This window comes from Chryseobacterium fluminis (assembly GCF_026314945.1).
In the GTDB taxonomy this organism is placed as follows: domain Bacteria; phylum Bacteroidota; class Bacteroidia; order Flavobacteriales; family Weeksellaceae; genus Chryseobacterium; species Chryseobacterium fluminis.
The window spans coordinates 415,143-431,758 of sequence record NZ_CP111121.1 but is presented as its reverse complement, the minus strand read 5'-3'; the positions used below and the strand labels follow the sequence as shown (position 1 = coordinate 431,758).

General features: G+C 33.7%; 18 protein-coding genes and 1 pseudogene. 5 read left to right on the top strand and 14 right to left on the bottom strand.

Going from position 1 to position 16,616, the window contains the following annotated elements:
* The first annotated feature begins 403 nt into the window (after positions 1–403).
* From ODZ84_RS01965 to ODZ84_RS01950, 4 genes are all read left to right on the top strand, one after another.
* Positions 404–1,225: an alpha/beta fold hydrolase gene (locus ODZ84_RS01965; RefSeq protein ID WP_266175335.1), complete on the top strand. Its 822-nt coding sequence runs from the start codon at positions 404–406 to the stop codon at positions 1,223–1,225.
* Positions 1,226–1,702: 477 nt separating this feature from the next.
* A complete protein-coding gene (gene rpmI / locus ODZ84_RS01960) occupies positions 1,703–1,900 on the top strand; it encodes a 50S ribosomal protein L35 (RefSeq protein WP_002979658.1) in 198 nt (65 codons plus the stop codon).
* Between the two features lie 120 nt (positions 1,901–2,020).
* Positions 2,021–2,365 (top strand): 50S ribosomal protein L20, encoded by a 345-nt coding sequence (gene rplT, locus ODZ84_RS01955; protein ID WP_266175334.1) that lies wholly within the window; start codon positions 2,021–2,023, stop codon positions 2,363–2,365.
* A 115-nt stretch (positions 2,366–2,480) separates the two neighbouring features.
* Entirely contained in the window at positions 2,481–3,656 is a 1,176-nt protein-coding gene (locus ODZ84_RS01950) for a M28 family peptidase (RefSeq protein ID WP_266175333.1), read from the top strand.
* 473 nt (positions 3,657–4,129) lie between these two features.
* On the opposite strand, the gene ODZ84_RS01945 is transcribed toward ODZ84_RS01950, so the two are convergent.
* Positions 4,130–5,170, bottom strand: coding sequence for a zinc-dependent alcohol dehydrogenase family protein (locus ODZ84_RS01945; RefSeq protein WP_266175332.1), 1,041 nt, complete (start codon positions 5,168–5,170; stop codon positions 4,130–4,132).
* Between the two features lie 603 nt (positions 5,171–5,773).
* Between ODZ84_RS01945 and ODZ84_RS01940 the strand changes: the two genes are divergently transcribed.
* Complete coding sequence (locus ODZ84_RS01940) at positions 5,774–6,148, top strand: XRE family transcriptional regulator (protein ID WP_408612452.1); 375 nt, start codon at positions 5,774–5,776, stop codon at positions 6,146–6,148.
* 102 nt (positions 6,149–6,250) lie between these two features.
* Here ODZ84_RS01940 and ODZ84_RS01935 read toward each other — a convergent pair whose 3' ends face one another.
* The 13 genes and pseudogenes from ODZ84_RS01935 to ODZ84_RS01875 all read right to left on the bottom strand — a co-directional run bounded on the left by ODZ84_RS01935 (position 6,251) and on the right by ODZ84_RS01875 (position 16,457).
* Positions 6,251–6,676 (bottom strand): ankyrin repeat domain-containing protein, encoded by a 426-nt coding sequence (locus tag ODZ84_RS01935; RefSeq protein ID WP_266175331.1) that lies wholly within the window; start codon positions 6,674–6,676, stop codon positions 6,251–6,253.
* 15 nt (positions 6,677–6,691) lie between these two features.
* The gene (locus ODZ84_RS01930) at positions 6,692–6,895 is read right to left on the bottom strand and encodes a helix-turn-helix domain-containing protein (protein WP_266175330.1); all 204 of its coding nucleotides are present in this window, start codon (positions 6,893–6,895) and stop codon (positions 6,692–6,694) included.
* A gap of 3 nt (positions 6,896–6,898) precedes the next feature.
* Positions 6,899–7,462: a DUF2975 domain-containing protein gene (locus ODZ84_RS01925; RefSeq protein WP_266175329.1), complete on the bottom strand. Its 564-nt coding sequence runs from the start codon at positions 7,460–7,462 to the stop codon at positions 6,899–6,901.
* Between the two features lie 320 nt (positions 7,463–7,782).
* Positions 7,783–8,625: a hypothetical protein gene (locus tag ODZ84_RS01920; RefSeq protein ID WP_266175328.1), complete on the bottom strand. Its 843-nt coding sequence runs from the start codon at positions 8,623–8,625 to the stop codon at positions 7,783–7,785.
* A 1,046-nt stretch (positions 8,626–9,671) separates the two neighbouring features.
* Positions 9,672–10,526: an IS5 family transposase gene (locus tag ODZ84_RS01915; protein WP_266173844.1), complete on the bottom strand. Its 855-nt coding sequence runs from the start codon at positions 10,524–10,526 to the stop codon at positions 9,672–9,674.
* 640 nt (positions 10,527–11,166) lie between these two features.
* Positions 11,167–11,877, bottom strand: a complete 711-nt coding sequence (locus ODZ84_RS01910) for a hypothetical protein (protein WP_266175327.1) — start codon at positions 11,875–11,877, stop codon at positions 11,167–11,169.
* A 420-nt stretch (positions 11,878–12,297) separates the two neighbouring features.
* The gene (locus ODZ84_RS01905; protein WP_266175326.1) at positions 12,298–12,600 is read right to left on the bottom strand and encodes an NTF2 fold immunity protein; all 303 of its coding nucleotides are present in this window, start codon (positions 12,598–12,600) and stop codon (positions 12,298–12,300) included.
* Complete coding sequence (locus ODZ84_RS01900) at positions 12,600–12,776, bottom strand: hypothetical protein (RefSeq protein ID WP_266175325.1); 177 nt, start codon at positions 12,774–12,776, stop codon at positions 12,600–12,602. The genes ODZ84_RS01905 and ODZ84_RS01900 overlap by 1 nt, the downstream gene beginning before the upstream one ends.
* A gap of 841 nt (positions 12,777–13,617) precedes the next feature.
* Positions 13,618–14,247 carry a hypothetical protein gene (locus ODZ84_RS01895; protein WP_266175324.1) on the bottom strand — a complete coding sequence of 210 codons (630 nt, stop codon included), beginning with the start codon at positions 14,245–14,247 and terminating at the stop codon, positions 13,618–13,620.
* 640 nt (positions 14,248–14,887) lie between these two features.
* Positions 14,888–15,196: pseudogene (locus ODZ84_RS23560) on the bottom strand (RHS repeat-associated core domain-containing protein); the annotation flags it as partial.
* 290 nt (positions 15,197–15,486) lie between these two features.
* Positions 15,487–15,843, bottom strand: coding sequence for a hypothetical protein (locus tag ODZ84_RS01885; protein ID WP_266175323.1), 357 nt, complete (start codon positions 15,841–15,843; stop codon positions 15,487–15,489).
* A gap of 4 nt (positions 15,844–15,847) precedes the next feature.
* Complete coding sequence (locus ODZ84_RS01880) at positions 15,848–16,192, bottom strand: hypothetical protein (protein ID WP_266175322.1); 345 nt, start codon at positions 16,190–16,192, stop codon at positions 15,848–15,850.
* Positions 16,193–16,265: 73 nt separating this feature from the next.
* Positions 16,266–16,457: a hypothetical protein gene (locus ODZ84_RS01875; RefSeq protein ID WP_266175321.1), complete on the bottom strand. Its 192-nt coding sequence runs from the start codon at positions 16,455–16,457 to the stop codon at positions 16,266–16,268.
* Positions 16,458–16,616 lie beyond the last annotated feature (159 nt).

Sequence of the window (16,616 nt, the reverse complement as noted above, 5' to 3'; positions counted from 1 at the left end):
CTTTGCGAAGCAAATTTATTTGCCTTGTCGCTTTTAAATCAGTAATACAGAGTATAACCTCTGCAATAATGTTTTTGAAGTTTTATAAAATAAATAGAATGACCACCTGCGCAATACTTTTAAAGACTTTACCAAAAGCAGTCATTTCTTTATTTTCCTGAACGACCTTAGTACCAAGGCGAGCATGACGTGCCTACATTTCGTTTTTATTAAAGTAGTTAAACAAGTATTAATATTTTATGCATTATTTTATATAATCTATAAATAGTTATTAATTAATTATTAAAATTTACCATAGATCAATATTACGTGAAAAGTTTTGTTATACTTTTGCTTTAGAAATAAGGGAGACTCCTATTCGATTCAAATAATAAATTATAACAACAAATTAAACAGCACTACAATGAGCACACTGAAATTAAAAGACGGAACTGAAATTTTTTATAAAGATCAAGGCGAAGGACCTGTACTGATGTTTCACCACGGATGGCCTTTATCATCTGATGACTGGGATTCGCAGGTTATCTTTTTCTTACAGCGAGGATACCGTGTGGTCACTCACGACAGAAGAGGACACGGCCGTTCCAGCCAGGATATCTATAATCACACCATCGAACAGTACGCTTCCGATGCGGCTGAGCTGGTAGAATTTCTCAACCTTCAGGATGTGATCCATATCGGTCATTCTACCGGAGGTGGCGAAGTGATCCGATATGTAAATAAATATGCCAATGGCAGAGCCAAAAAAGCAGTATTGGTAAGCGCAGTCCCTCCTGTGATGGTGAAAAGTGAAAGTAACCCGGATGGTGTCCCTATGGAAGTTTTCGACAATATCAGGGATCAGACGCTGAATAACAGACAGCAGTTCTATATAGATCTTACCTTCCCTTTCTATGGCTACAACAGAGAAGGTGCGGAAGTAAAAGAAGGCGTACAGAGAAACTGGTGGAGACAGGGAATGATGGGAGGTATCGTTGCTCATTACGATGGTATTAAAGCTTTTTCAGAAACTGATTTTACAGAGGATCTTAAAGCAGTGGATATTCCGGTTCTGGTATTGCACGGAGAAGATGATCAGATTGTTCCTATCGAAAACTCTGCTATTAAATCTGCCAAACTGCTGAAAAACGGTACACTTATTACATACCCGGGATTTCCTCACGGAATGCCTACGACCCATGCTGATGTGATTAATAAAGATCTTCTGGAGTTCATTAATTCCTAATTTCTGTACATCATAAAAAGCGGCAATCAAAATATTTTGGCTGCCGCTTTTTTGTTTATATGTCCGGTTACTTATTTAATTCTGATGCTCCCCTTTCCTGTCCGGTGTACCCGTCTTAAACAGCACATCAAGAGCTGTCCGGTATTTCTGACCATGATGATTTGGTATCTTTCCTTATTGTCTGTCAGGATGACCTCCACCCTAGCCCTGATTGCAATGGCATCCTTTGGGGTTGCGGCCGGAGCGGAGCGGAGGCCGTAACCCCAAAGATATAATGGAAAGCAGGAAAATGCTCCTTACTCAAAATTTACGGACTAAACACATAACTATTCTTTACAGTGGAAAAAACCATTTCCATTTCCCTTAAAATCTCTTTCGGGTCTCGGTTTTTTTTATTAATTTTGCAGCCTAGTATTCCTGAACGGTCTTTAGGATAACCAAACAGATATTGATAACAAAATAATAAAAAGCAAAACAATGCCAAAATTAAAAACGAAATCAGGTGCTAAAAAGCGTTTTGCTCTTACCGGTTCTGGTAAGATCAAAAGAAAAAATGCTTATAAAAGCCACATCTTAACTAAGAAAGAAACGAAGCAGAAGAGAAATCTTACGACTACTTCTTACGTAGCTAAAGTGGACGAAAAAAGTGTTCAACGTCAATTAGCCATTAAGTAGTTTTTATAAATCTATATCCGGTTTATAAGAATTCAAACAAATTCAACAATTTAACCCTGAAATGGAGCCCCTAAGAGTAATGAAACAATTGCCGCACATTTCAAAAAAACAATTTAAATTATGCCAAGATCAGTAAATGCAGTAGCTTCCAGAGCTCGCAGAAAGAAAATTATTAAGCAAGCTAAAGGTTTTTTCGGTAGAAGAAAGAACGTTTGGACGGTAGCTAAAAACGCGGTAGAAAAAGCAATGCAATATGCTTACCGTGGCAGAAAAGAGAAGAAGAGAAACTTCAGATCTCTTTGGATCACTCGTATCAATGCGGGAGCCAGAGAGCACGGGATGTCTTACTCTCAGTTTATGGGAGCTCTTAAACAAAACAACATTGAGCTTAACAGAAAAGTTTTAGCAGATTTAGCAATGAATCACCCTGAAGCTTTCAAAGCAGTTGTAGATCAAGTAAAATAATGTAGAATTTTTTGTTATCAATATAGTCCCGGGTTTTTTTGCCCGGGATTTTTTTATTAGTACATTTGCGATACTATTGATAATAATATAAAGAATTGCTAAATTTTATAAAAAAGTGAAAAAACTGACTACTCTTTTATTTCTTTCATTTGCTGCAGCGGGAGCACAGGCTCAGTCATTTATTCAGGCCTATCAGACCAGGGCCAACCTTGTGACTCAGACGAACATCACTTCATCTCTGCAGGATTTTCAGAACCTGGGTGTAAAGACTACAGGATCTGCCAATAATACGGCTACTTTAAACTGGATTAAGAATAAGTATCTTTCCTATGGCTACTCGGCCAGTCAGATTGTTGAAGATCCGTTTACGTTTGGAAATACGAGTTCAAAAAATTTAGTGATCACAAAAACGGGAACGGTTTATCCTAATAAATATGTTATCATCTGTGGGCATTTCGACAGTATTGTGGGCCCGGGAGTAAGTGATAACGGAAGCGGCACTTCTATCATTCTTGAAGCAGCAAGGGTTTTAAAGAATGTCCCCACGGAATACTCGATCAAGTTTATCCATTTCTCAGGTGAAGAGCAGGGTCTGTACGGGAGCAGTCACTACGTTAACACTGTAGCTTACCAGAACGGAGTGCGCCAGCTGGATATCAAATTAGTCTTCAATATCGACCAGGTGGGCGGTCAGCTCGGAAACAACAGTACTGTGGTTTTCTGTGATGAAGATCAGGGTTCTCCTTTAAGCAATAATTCGGCATCACAGGCTGTTACCCAGCAGTTAGCGACATGTACCTCTTTATATTCTCCTCTACAGACCGATATTGACCCGGCTTATGCATCCGACTATATGCCATTTGAGGCTAAAGGTGAAGTGATTACCGGTTTTTATGAATATGACAGAAGCTATAACGAGCATACGACCAACGATACTTTCGCCAATGTAGATCCGGTGTATGTTTACAATGTAGGAAGGGCTGCAGTAGGTGCATTACAGCATTTTGCCGTTGCCACGACATCCATTTTAAGTGTGGATGATGTAGCTTCCCAAAAAACACTGGAATCCCTGAAAATTTATCCTAATCCTGTAAAGGATATTCTTCATATTGAGCTTCCTCATAAAGTTAAGAATTTCAGCTTTGAAATTACCGACCTTCTCGGGCATTCTTTAATTAAACAGGAAGACCAGACTCAGATCGATACTTCGGCTCTGGCGAACGGTGCCTATATCGGTGTTCTGAAGGCAGAAGACCAGACCGTGGTCAGAAAGATTTTAATTGCAAGATAAGCGGCTGAATGATTCCGCAATAGGAATGACAGCGTTAATTAATATAATAACATCAGAATAGGATTTTTTTCTATTCTGATTTTTTTTGTTCCGGGGTATTACTATAGCTCTCCCTTTGCAATTTCCGGACTTCTATCATAGATTTTCCAAACCCTGTTTTCACTGCATGAAGTACTGCTGTTATTTGAATTCTCTCTTTTATTTTTTATCATCCCAATGAGCTTCCAGGTCTTATGCTGACATCGGTTCCATTAATCCGAATGTAGGTAAAAGGCGGCAAATCCTGTGTTTAGGCTGTTTTGAAACACTGTTTTCTTCAATAATCTTTTTAAATCTTTTTTCGTAAAACCGTATTCATAAATTATAAAAAATAAGATGAGTTTTCACCCATCTTACTTTCTATCTATATAGGTAACGAGACTGCCACTGAATTTTTTTTTCAGATAACATTCGTTCAACGACCTTACCCGTTACTAGTTTAATTCTATTGAAATTTTCATCGCATTTTCTTTTGCGGCATTCATAAAAACAGCATAGGCATCCAATATTTTTTCGAACTTGAATCGGTGTGTAATGAGTTTTTCGGGTGCAATTTTTTTTGATTCGACAGACTTCATGAGTTGAGGGATGGTGGAAGTACTGACGAGCCCCATGGATATATTGATATTTTTTATCCAGAGATTTTCCATCTCCAGCTCTACCGGAGCACCATGTACACCTACATTAGCAACATTACCTCCCGGATTTACCAGCAATGTACACAGCTGTAAAGTCGCAGCAATTCCTACGGCTTCTATAGCAACATCCACACCTGCACCTGTAATGCTTTTAATCACTTCAACAGGGTTTTCCTTTGCTGAATTTATAAGATGTGTTGCACCTAGACTTTTTGCATACTCCAATCTATTCTCATCCATATCAACAACAATTAATTGAGAGGGAGAAAAAAACTGAGCTGTCAGAAGGGATGCCATACCAACAGGACCTGCCCCGACAATCACCACGGAATCTCCGGGTTTTACCTTTCCGTAGAGCACGCCTATTTCATATCCTGTAGGCAAGGCATCTGAAATCATCAGAGCAGCCTCTTCGTTGATAGAATCTGGAAGCTTGTATAGACTGCTGTCTGCATAAGGAATACGTACGTACTCAGCCTGAGTACCGTTAATCAGATGTCCTAAAATCCAGCCGCCACCGTTTTCACAATGTGCGTATAATTGTTTTTTACAATTTCCACAAGTGCCACATGAAGTAATGCAGGAAATAATAACTTTATCTCCTTTTTTAAAAAGCGTAACCGCCGAACCTACTTCTTCCACTATTCCCACTCCTTCATGCCCTAAAATCGTCCCTTCTTTCATATACTGGTTTTTACCCTTATAAATCCCCAGATCCGTTCCACAAATGGTTGTTTTAACCATTTTCACCAGCACATCTTTACTTTCTTTGATGGTAGGTTTTTCCACCTCTTCAAAACGGATATCGTGGTCTCCGTGATAAACTAATGCTTTCATAATGTTTTTTTAATTATTTAATTATTATACCGTCAGATTAAATATTTAACCTGAGTTCAGGTTACGTGTTTTTATGTGAATACCGTTAAACAATATTTAAAATGGATTTATGTTCTTACTGCATTCCTGTAGTTTTGGGAACAGAAAATAAGCGTAGGCAGAAATCCGGTGATTATTTTAGAAAATAAAACCTAAATACATAGAAATATAATATTTTATTCGTTGTCAATGACTTGTGAATGCCCCTATGTAACAATTGCTGTACGTCTCCCTCAGCATTCGAATGCTGCCGGTTACTGCTATAGTCGATCCCGATCTATAAAATATTCTCAAAAATGATTGGACAATAGTCAATTATTACTATTTATATAAGTTTAATATTTAATTCTACTTTCGGACATAAAAGTATTAACACTATATACAGAAAAGGTAGTCCAGAAATCTAAAAAGAGAGTAGTCCAATTCGCTTTCATTACTTTGATATATTCAGGATTTGAAAAATCGCCGCAGCTATTTCAAGAGTCTGTTTCTGGATGAATTATGGATGATAAATCTGTAGGATCCGGTTTAAAAAATCGGCTTTGAACGACCGCATTTCCCTGGATATTCTTACTTAAACAGGAAGACCGGACTCAGATCGATACTTCTGCTCCGGAGAACGGTGCTTATATCGGTGTCCTGAAAGCAGAAGACCAGACTGTAGTCAGAAAGATTTTAATTGAAGGATTATATAAAGGTGCCGAAGTCTTGAAAATTCCTGTAGAAGCTTTTCAGAATTTTGATGAGGAGCAGGCGGTGAATGTTATTGCAAATACTTTTGGAGAATATGCGTTTAATAATTCTTTTAATTATGGCACAATTAACTTTCATCCCATTGAAAAGATCATTGAATTACATGAAGAAAAGATCTCATTATATGAGCGTATGTTGAAGGAAAAGGATGAGATGATGGCAAGGCTAGAAAAGCTAATCTCCTGATATAGAATATGGAAACAGCAATGTTTTAAAGTTCCAGGTATTATTTGTAATACTCATATAGTGATTACAATTACAAATAATACCTGATTAAAACTTATGATTTTATTCTAAAAGTTTGACAAGATCAGCCTTCTCATATTTTTTAGCATAATCCAGTGCCTGATATCCTTTTTCTGTTTTCGTTTCTTTCTTTGCTCCGTTTTCCAGTAATTTTTTTGCAAATTCTAAATTTCCGTATTTGGCAGCAAACATCAAAGGCGTTTTTCCGTCACATGCTTTTTCCAGATCGGCTTTCTCATCCATTAACTTTTGAAAAATCTGCTTACTGTTTAACTTGATTGCCAAGCCCAATAGCGAGTAAGAGTTTTTTTCACTTTGAAAGCAGGTATTTATATTTTCCTTGTTGACCAATGATGAAAATTGTGTCATGTCATCATAAGTTACCATCCGCTTGTATTCAACAGTTAATTCCTGCGCGGAAAACAGGCCACATATCATCATAGATACTGCCAGAAGTTGTTTTTTCATTTTTATACTATTTAATTAAGGTTTAAATTCCAATATATCACCAGGCTGACAATCAAGTATTTTGCAGATGGCTTCCAGCGTTGAAAGTTTTACCGCTTTTGCCTTCCCTGTTTTGAGGATAGAAAGGTTGGCCTGTGTAATTCCTATTTTTTCTGCGAGTTCCTGAGACTGCATTTTCCTTTTCGCCAACATGACGTCGATGTTAATTATTATTGGCATACATTATATTGTTAAATCATTTTCATCCTGCATCATTTTTCCTTTTACGAAGATTTCTTTCAGAAACATAAAGATCAAACCGGTAAGTATAAACAGAAAAGAAGAGGTCAGATCCAAATTGTGTGATGCTATTAACCAATTTACTATCAATTGAACAGCACCAAACATCAGCAGGCCCAATCCCAGGATTTTAAAGTTCTGAATGGCTTTACCGGTAAAAAAATTATCTTTAGAGAGTTCAATGATTATTTTTAACACGGTGACCAGTATAAAACATATTGAAAGCAGACCCAAAAAAGCTAATAAGATACCTTCCGAAGAATTCTCGGTTGCCAAAACCATTCTGGAAACCGGATAGTGAAACCGCACTGTTTCTACCTGTCTTTCATGATCAATGTATCCGGTTTTCCATTGGCCTATTGATATAAACCCGTTTGTTTTACCGGTAACTGAATAAACTGCCATTAAAATAAATATCCAGACGGATACTGATATAAACCCTACCGTATATATTCCAAAAGGATATTTAAGCCAATACAATAGCGCGTTTTTACCCAATAATTTCATTTGATTTAATATTTTATTATTGCAAAGATATAAATATTTATTGTTTTACGATAAATATTTATTGAAAATTAATTTTATAAATGTAGTGGGCTTTGATATACACGTATCTGCGTTAGAAGATTTTAATCCTTTCTTTTGCGACAATTCAAATCAGACTGAAAATTTTGCTGTGTTTTATCCATTCCATATTGAAACTATCACGCTGATTTTCCTATCTCTGTTATAAAAATGCCCCTAAAAAGTATTTAGCTTTTTGGGGGCAGGTAATAACTCGCGGATTATAATCCGTGAGATCGTTATTATAAACGTTTATCCGGATTTTATAACAGCTTACTGATTTCTAATTTACAAGCATTTCTATCAATGGTTAAATCAGACAGGTTGCCAACCATATTGGGTGTTCCGTAGGTTAAAAACTTATACGTGACTTTCTGTCCTACTTTTAGCCATACGGTACTGCTGCAAAAGAGAACCATCGTATTGTTGGCATTGGGTGTCTTAATGCCTCTGAGGATAGGTACTGTCGATGATGCAATCCTGCCATTGTCTATGCTGATTGTTGAGTATGCCACTCCTCCCGTTCCGTCAAAAGTTCCTGATCCTGTATTGGGCAGATTAAAAGAAACAATTCCATATATCAGATAGAGACCATCCGAAGGAACCGTAAATTCTCCTGTAGATGCATCATAAGTACTTAAAGGATCATACGCAGAATTAAGGATAAGTGTAGTAAATACATTATTAACCCATCCGGTTGATGCATTGAGGATTGTCCCTCCCTGACTCCTAAAAACTCTGTTTCCACTATCTGAAGTAGAAAAAGCTGTTCCGGATGCCGCTCTTAAAACGCCATTAGAATCTGCCACCACTACTCTATCCGATCCGCCGGTTGTACTGGAAGCAATACCCCGCACTCTGATATTGCCATTGACTACATCCAGGCTTTGGGTAGGGGCTACGGTACCGATGCCGATGGCTGCATTTCCCGAAATGGCAGTGATTGAAACATCATCTCTCTGTTCAGTTGTTGAAGGAAATGTTCCGATAGGATTGTTTTTGGATGAATCTACATGCAGTGAGCTTATTGGATTAGCAGTTCCCACTCCAACCTGAGCCTGTGTGAAGCCAATAATGAAGGTGGCAACAGATAGTAATCTTTTCATTTTTAATAGGTTAAATGTTTTGGCAAATATAATGTTATTTCCATCAAGTGTAATATTCATATAATTAAAGCCTCACTTAACCTGATTTTGACTCATTGTATTCAATATATTGACTTTTACCTATTTCTCACAGTAGTAGTTTGAAAGCTATTTAATAATCTGTATGATAACGGCTTCAGGGTTATTTTTAGATATGTGGTAAGTATACTTTTTTTCTCAGTTTTGTTTCGTTTACAGCAAGAAATATTGGAATCTGAAATCGAGTGCAGCTGTTCATATAGCTAAGTTTTAAATTTCTTAAATGATAATTATAATATACCGTCTAATAGTTACAAAAACTTAGAATTTTTGAAGACATCTTTCTTTTCTGACACTTAAAAAGTAAACCCCAGCAATTCTATCGAGGTTATTTTATAATTAATCACCGATTATAATCCGAGTGAGCGGGTTTTAGTTTAAGAATAGCTTTACCATTTTTCAATTTTGTTCCATTATTCAGAATTTTAAACTTATTGATCCTGTCTTTCATATATGTACTTGACATGCCCGCCAGCCAGTCCTCATTATTACATTTTAAAACTAAGGTATTTTTTTCAGCAGCTTGACCTTGACTCCATTTGCCATTGCATTTTGAAATTAGAGTGCCCTTAAATCCAATTAAGTAAGAATAAGTACTATCATTCCTTAATGTCAGATTGTATTCAGACGAAATTTCCTTAGAATGATACTGGCCGCTTATTATGTTTGGGTAGCTTGTACATGATAACAACAGGACACAAAAGGGAATCATAAAAATTAGCGATTTCATATTGTATTTATTTTTTTTATGCTTTAAACCTTGAAGTCTTTTGATATTAAATATTAACCAAGACTTTTGAATGCGTCGTTGTGTTGAGAATATGCATAGGTAAACTTCCGTGTTAAACTTCCTGTTTTTAAGACGAATTAAATAATTAAATTCATTTTTAAAAATTATTGAAAGGTCAGACTTTCAGAAATATAAAAATTATCCTTGGATTATACTCTATAATTTGTTTTGATTGAACTCATCTCGACTTTTTCATCATCTTTTTACAGGCAATAACAATAAAAGCTAAATAATTAAATCCTATCCAGCTGGTAATGGTGGTATCAAACCTGTTGAGCACCGATCTGAAACTATCCAGCCAGGCATTTGTTCTTTCTATGGCGTATCGCTCTTTGTATAGTTGATGATCAAAATAATGGTCATTATCTGTATTAGAGTTTCTTTTATTATGAGCAATATTGGCTATTATCCCCAATTCTGACGCTCTTAAACGTAGATTCTCCGCATCAAATCCGGCATCAAAATTCACAAAAAGACCATCCAATGAGATACCCGACTCCTGTAAAAAATTGGTCATTTCTGTAAAATGTTTTTCAATATTAAACAAATCGTTATGATTTCCACACACAGGGATCGACATGGCCAGTGGCAAGCCATTTCGATCCGACAAATAAAGGGCATTAGTTGTTTTACGCTTTTTCCTACCCTGATATCCAACGGCTTCACCTCCCCTTAACGCCGGAGTGTGGCTGCCGTCTACATCTGCGCTGGACAAATCGATCATTGATTTATTGTTTTGTAAAATACCACTCCAGCAGGCTCTCCATATTCCGGCTTTACACCATTGACGGTAGTAGCCGAAAACTGTCTTATAATGTAGAACTTCTTTACTGAACAATTGTAAAACAGGTAAAAGATACCATTGAATGCCTGTTTTAAGTTTATATAAAATACAGTTAATAATCTCACAAATAGGTGCTTTTGATTTGAAACCTCTTTTTCCAATTGGAATATAAGGTGCAATTTCTAATTCTATTGTATCTTTGCTTAGTACTTGGTACAAGGGATAGGATTTTTTTTTGTTTAGCGGCACTAATTTCCTAATCCCTTTTTTTATAGCAAACAACTAATCTATTTTTTTTTAATAAGTCAAGATCACTTCATTGTGTAACATCATAATGATACAACTTAAATTAAATAATATAAAGCCAATAATTGGAAAGAGTACTGCCAATAAGCTCTTTTTACTTTTGATTTTATCATTATTGATAATTTCTCGATATCTCATATTATATACTAATAATATGTACAGTAATAATAAAATAAGAAAGAAAACACTAAAATAAATTTCCTTCGAAAATTGAAGAAAATTAACTTTGAATAATATTTTAATTAATAACAAAAAAAATACAACATAAAAATTTAGAAAAAAAGTTATTAATAGCAGTGGTGTATATTTCGCAATGTCTGCATTTCCAACTTTAATTTGAAAATAATAATATTTAGAGTACAGGTATCTCAAAAAATTCATCTTTATCTCATTTAATTTATTTTTCCGAAATCTTCAATCCGGTATTATAAAACAGATCCTACAGTAAATCAACTATCATAAGTTTTTTCATTACTCATGTCACAAATTTAACTTTGGTTTCTTCTTTTGGATTTGACTTCCATGTTTTGACTATTTGTGAGTGAAAATAATTAGAAATAAAAAAAGGGCCTTATCTTATAATTTAGTCCCATCGCAGTACATTACTTCGCAAATAACCCGAAAAAAGCTGATAGCCTGATAATTTGTCTTTTTGCTTTTGCGTTAAATATTGATAAATTTTGTAATCTACACAATAATTCAAAGAAAACAAATAGTATTCATTTAAATTAAAATTATAGTAATTATAATTGCCTGTTATCGAATCAAGATTAAACTTTTCGGGACTGAATATTTTATAATATATGATTTCCTGTTTAGGTTTAAGAATTAAAATATTCGAGTATAAAAACTTATTTTTAGCTGCCCAAATAACACTCTTACCTATTTTATTTTTCTTTTTCCAAAGTTTGGTTTCTCTCTGTTGTAATTCTACCCGTGATTTTCTACGCTGCATTTCTTTAATGACTTTTTTATCATTCTCATCAATTGTACCCAATAATGTAAAGCCTGGAATAGCCATTGAGGTCTCTCCTCTTTCGTTTTCAAAATTATTTGCAAGCATTAAGTTATCCGGTTCAGAAAAATCAGTACAAGATTCATCCTGATAAAATGGTTTGAAATCAACAGTATCTATCGGTAAGGCGTAACTAACTTCCGTTTCATTTTTTATTCTAATTTCTAATCGCCTGCCGTTATTGGGTCCTGAATTTTTACCAATGATCTTCAGCGTTATGCTAATTTGAGAAGTACATAATGATGAATAGAAAAAAATGATGTATATAAGTTTCCTCATGGTTATGGATTTATAAAAATTTTGAAAAATAATGGATATTTTATTTAGCAGTCTTGACTACGAGTTGTCACTTGCAAATTTCCGCTTTTTCTTTTGCTTTAGCATAAAAACGATAAATTTTATATCATTCAAAAACTATTCATTCTCTTTAGTTTCCCATGATGTTCTTAAATTCTTATACCGACTGTCCGGCAAGTTCTTATAACTGATCATTTCCATTAATGATATTTTTCAGGATTTAAATAAAAACCCCAGCAATTTGTCAGGGTGATCTTTTAAAATTATAAATTTGTAAGATCTAGTAAATTCTGCCTTATTAGAGAATCAGATTACTGCAGAATAAAGATACTTGCGGTAGTTAGAAACTGCCCAAGCGAAATTTCGCACTATCAAGGGTTGATAAATTACCTATGATATTTATTATTCTCCGTGAGTATATTTAATAACTTCCCTTGTCTTTACATTCACTTCTGCATAGGCTACCCCAGTGATTTCATCTTTTGGATAAGAGCCTTTAATAATGTATATGCTATCATTTTTCTTTTGTACTCTAAATGGTTTTTCTTTGTTTATTGTAGGTTTCCCATAAACTTCACTCCATTTGTTTTCTGCAAGAGTTAAAGCAATATTTTCATCAGAACCTGTAATTTCAGTAGGCTTTAGTGGTCTATTTTTAGAACATGACATTAAAATAGCGCAGATGAAATATAGATTTTTTTTCATTATCTATGGTATTTTTGGGATTCGTCTATTATTATTCCCTTTCCCTTTGTATCTTTTACTGATTTGAAAAATCCATCAAGTTTTGGTTCCATCCATATGAAATGCCAACCTTTTTTATATTCGACGTCATTGATTGAATCAACTTTCTTTTGAAGATTGTGTCTTCCTTCACTCATTTTTTCTCAGATACTGTTTTTATAGTATCATGGGGATACGGATAATAAAGTGTAGCACTAATATTTATGCTATCATTACTTTTAAATATATCTGTAAGTCCAACAATTACTTAATCCATCTATACCGGCTTGGAAGCTATCGGGCTTAAATTTACATATTTTATAGCTCTACAATATTCATTGATTATATATTCAAATATATTAATCGCTTCGATATTATCTCATAAGTTTTTTCAACACTTCAGTATCATAAATTTGCGAGATCAAGACTGAAAAAATACTATATTTTAGATAACCCACCGCAATACGGTGAGTTATCTATTATTGCTCACAGAATAAAACCCAGTAATATCAACGTTTTTGTTTATTTAACCTTTTATGAGAGGAAGAATATAGAAATAAAAAATAAACATCAATAATGGTAAAAAAAGTATTATTTCCCAAAAATTTTTCTTTTTAGAAAAAAATTGTCTGAAAATGTATATAGATATTATAAGTCCCAATACATTCATCGGAAAACAAAAGAATAAATATATTTTCTTCGCAGTACTACTATATGTATAAATTACTCCAAAAATTTCTATCAATAAATAAATAATAAAATTGATAGCAAATATTACTAGTGGAATAAAAGCAATTTTAGATATTTTTATTTTTTCCATCCTACTCTGTTATAATTATAACCAGCTGTTATTGCTTTCTGGTCTGACGCAGTATTTTTCCCCTTTCCAGTTAGTATACTGCTCCATTTTTATATTCTACACCAAACGGAGACCCATCATTATTACGTAGAAAATTACGTCTCGTCTCTGTCATCCGCGAAATATGATCGGGTTATTATTTACTTTATAAACATTCTATCTACAGCAAGATTTACACTATCTTTCTTCTTAAAATCTGAAAAATTGGTCACTATTCCAATTATACTTTCATTTTTACTAATTGGTACTGAACAATAATAATGGTCAGTTTTATTAATACAATTTAATTTTCCTTCTTTAATTATCTTCCTTTCAATTGTGTCAGAAATAGCATAGTTAAAATTTACTTGACTAGTATTAAATTTTGAAACGGGAAAGTAGAAATTAAAACTTAATTTATTATTATTAATCGATTTAGTATAAAATTTACTTGCCCTTTTGTAGAGTTTTCCATTTTTGTATACTTTAATTTGATTTTCAATTTGTTTATCAAGATATACATATTCTATTTCATATTTTTCATTAATAATCTGATTATTTATTTTCCACCAATTTTGTCTGGAACTATCATAAATATTCATGTTGCCTTCAATAGTATAATCCTTGCTACTGCCATTAATCTTTACTATAGAATCATTAATTTTAGTAGTAGTAATTTTATAATTTTTTAATTCAGCTAATTGAAACAGATTTTCTTTTTTATCATTATTACAATTAATAAGTATTAATAGAATAAATGAACCTACGATTATTTTAATTTTACCATTCATATGTCTTAAAATGCCAACCTTTTTTATATTCAACGTCATTGATTGAATCAACTTTCTTTTGAAGATTTTGTCTTCCTTCACTCATTTTTTTCTCAGATAGTGTTTTTATAGTATCATGGGGATACGGATAATAAAGTGTAGCACTAATATTTATGCTATCATTACTTTTAAATATATCTGTAAGTCCAACAATACTTAATCCATCTATACCGGCTTGGAAGCTATCTGGGCTTAAATTTACAGATTTTATAGCTCTACCATATCCATTGATTATATACTCAAACATATTGTTAGCTTCAATATTATCTCCCGGCCTAAGCTTTTTTAATGTTTCAGCATCAGGATCATTTGTTCCACCCGAGAAACTATAAAAAGTTTCCTTATTATTACGAAGACCACTAATCCATCTCATCAAATCAAAACTTTTTTCTTTAGTGATACTTATTTCTTTAATGTTAGTTTCAGGGTTAATTTCCTGGCCTTTACCTTCAGGAGAATCATCATAAACTTTGCCATCAGATGCATAATTTAAATTTCCATCTTGTACTGAATTTCCTAGATGTTTGTACCCTTCAATTTCTTTATTTCCGTCAAACCATTCTTTATTATTAGTTTCAATATTTTCGTACCAATCCTCATTCCTCCCATCCGGATCAATAAATATAACAGGATTATTATAAGCATAGCGATAAGGAGTCCATCTTCTATCTTTCTCTGCCAAAGGATCCACCACACCCCATCTCCCTAAATCCGGCATATAAAATCTTGCTCCATAGTCATACATACCACTTTCTTTCTGTAATTCCTTGCCATTATATTGATATTGATAGGCAGGGTTTCCGGCCAAAGCATTATATCCCTGGTGCTTTAATCCAAAAGGATAATAGTTGCTTTCTTCTATGACTTCAAGTCCAGTGCTGCTGTTCATATAGCTTAATCTTACATTTCCTCTATACTTATCTCAAATTATAAATATTATCTACAGTCGTGAGAAACTCAGAATTTTAACGTTTGAAAAGTATTTTTAAAATTAAACCCCAGCAATTCTACCAGGGTTGTTTTTATAATTAATCACGGATTATAAATTCGCGAGATCGGTTTACAGAATACTTTTTAATTTACACATTTAAAATACACTAACTTTTCATTTTAGTTTCTTATTTTCTTCTTATAAAGCCTAAGTTTGCTATTCTAGTAATGCGAGATTTATTATTGTTCTGTTTTTTTATCAGTTCAAAGTCAAAGATCTTTTATCGCAGAATCTTTATTTATATCTTCAATTACAACCTTTGTAAAGTCTACGATTTCTTTCCATTTTGGATCATCAAGAATAATACTATCATCATAATTTTCATCATAAGAAGGGGGTTCTTGATATTTCTCTAACATTTCTTTTAATTTAAAAAGATTTTGCTTTAAATTATTGTTGTCTATATCTTTTATTTCATAATCATAATCAAAATCACCTAATAAAGTATTAAACAATTCCGAATAAGAAGATACCAATCCCGTAGTATTATCAATATTTAACCATAATTTCTTTTGAAGATTTATATCTGACAATTCTATTAATCTTTCTTTAAATTCTTTATACATAATATTATTTATTAATCAAATGGTGGCATTTTAGTTTGATCAAATTCTGTTTTTGGAATATGAGATTCTGGTGTTCTCCCTCCATTTGTCGGCTGCCCATCTTTATCGTAAAGTACTCCATCTTTTTGATATCTATATAATCCTTTTGTTGTAAAGGGTTGGGGCTATTTTCATTTCCTTCCATTTCCCGAACATTGTTACGTGGATTATTTGGATCTTTATGTTGTACACCAGGACTTTTAGTCTGTTTCGTGTCCCAACCTTCAGGTTTTGTAAATTCATTGCTATTTTCAGGTTTTACTTGTTCAGTAATACTTTCAGGTTTTATTTGGTCTATAGTTTTATCCATAGTATTGGTAGTTTCAGGTTTATTATTACCTGTAAGAGAGTCCCAACCTTTGCTGATAGCATTTCCAATTCTTTCAAAAAATCCAATTTGGTGGGGTCGCTCTTCCAGTTAATATAATTCCTTCAATCTGAGTTTCCCGTATCATCGTTTCCGCAATAGGAGTAGTTGGCCTTACCACAGAATTAGACATCATCAGAAATTCGATAGGAACTAGTTCAAGACCTTCAATTCCCTTCCATTCCCATTTTATTTTCTTGAATGGCATAAGTGCTGTTATATGGGAATTTTTCAGCCAAAGGATCTATGTTGAAAAATCGTCCGACTTCAGGCATATAATTTATCCACTTAAAACTATATCAATTTTTTTTTTTTGGAGCTCCTGCCCTACTTCAAAACAAAATCTATCAAAATGTAGCTTAACTGA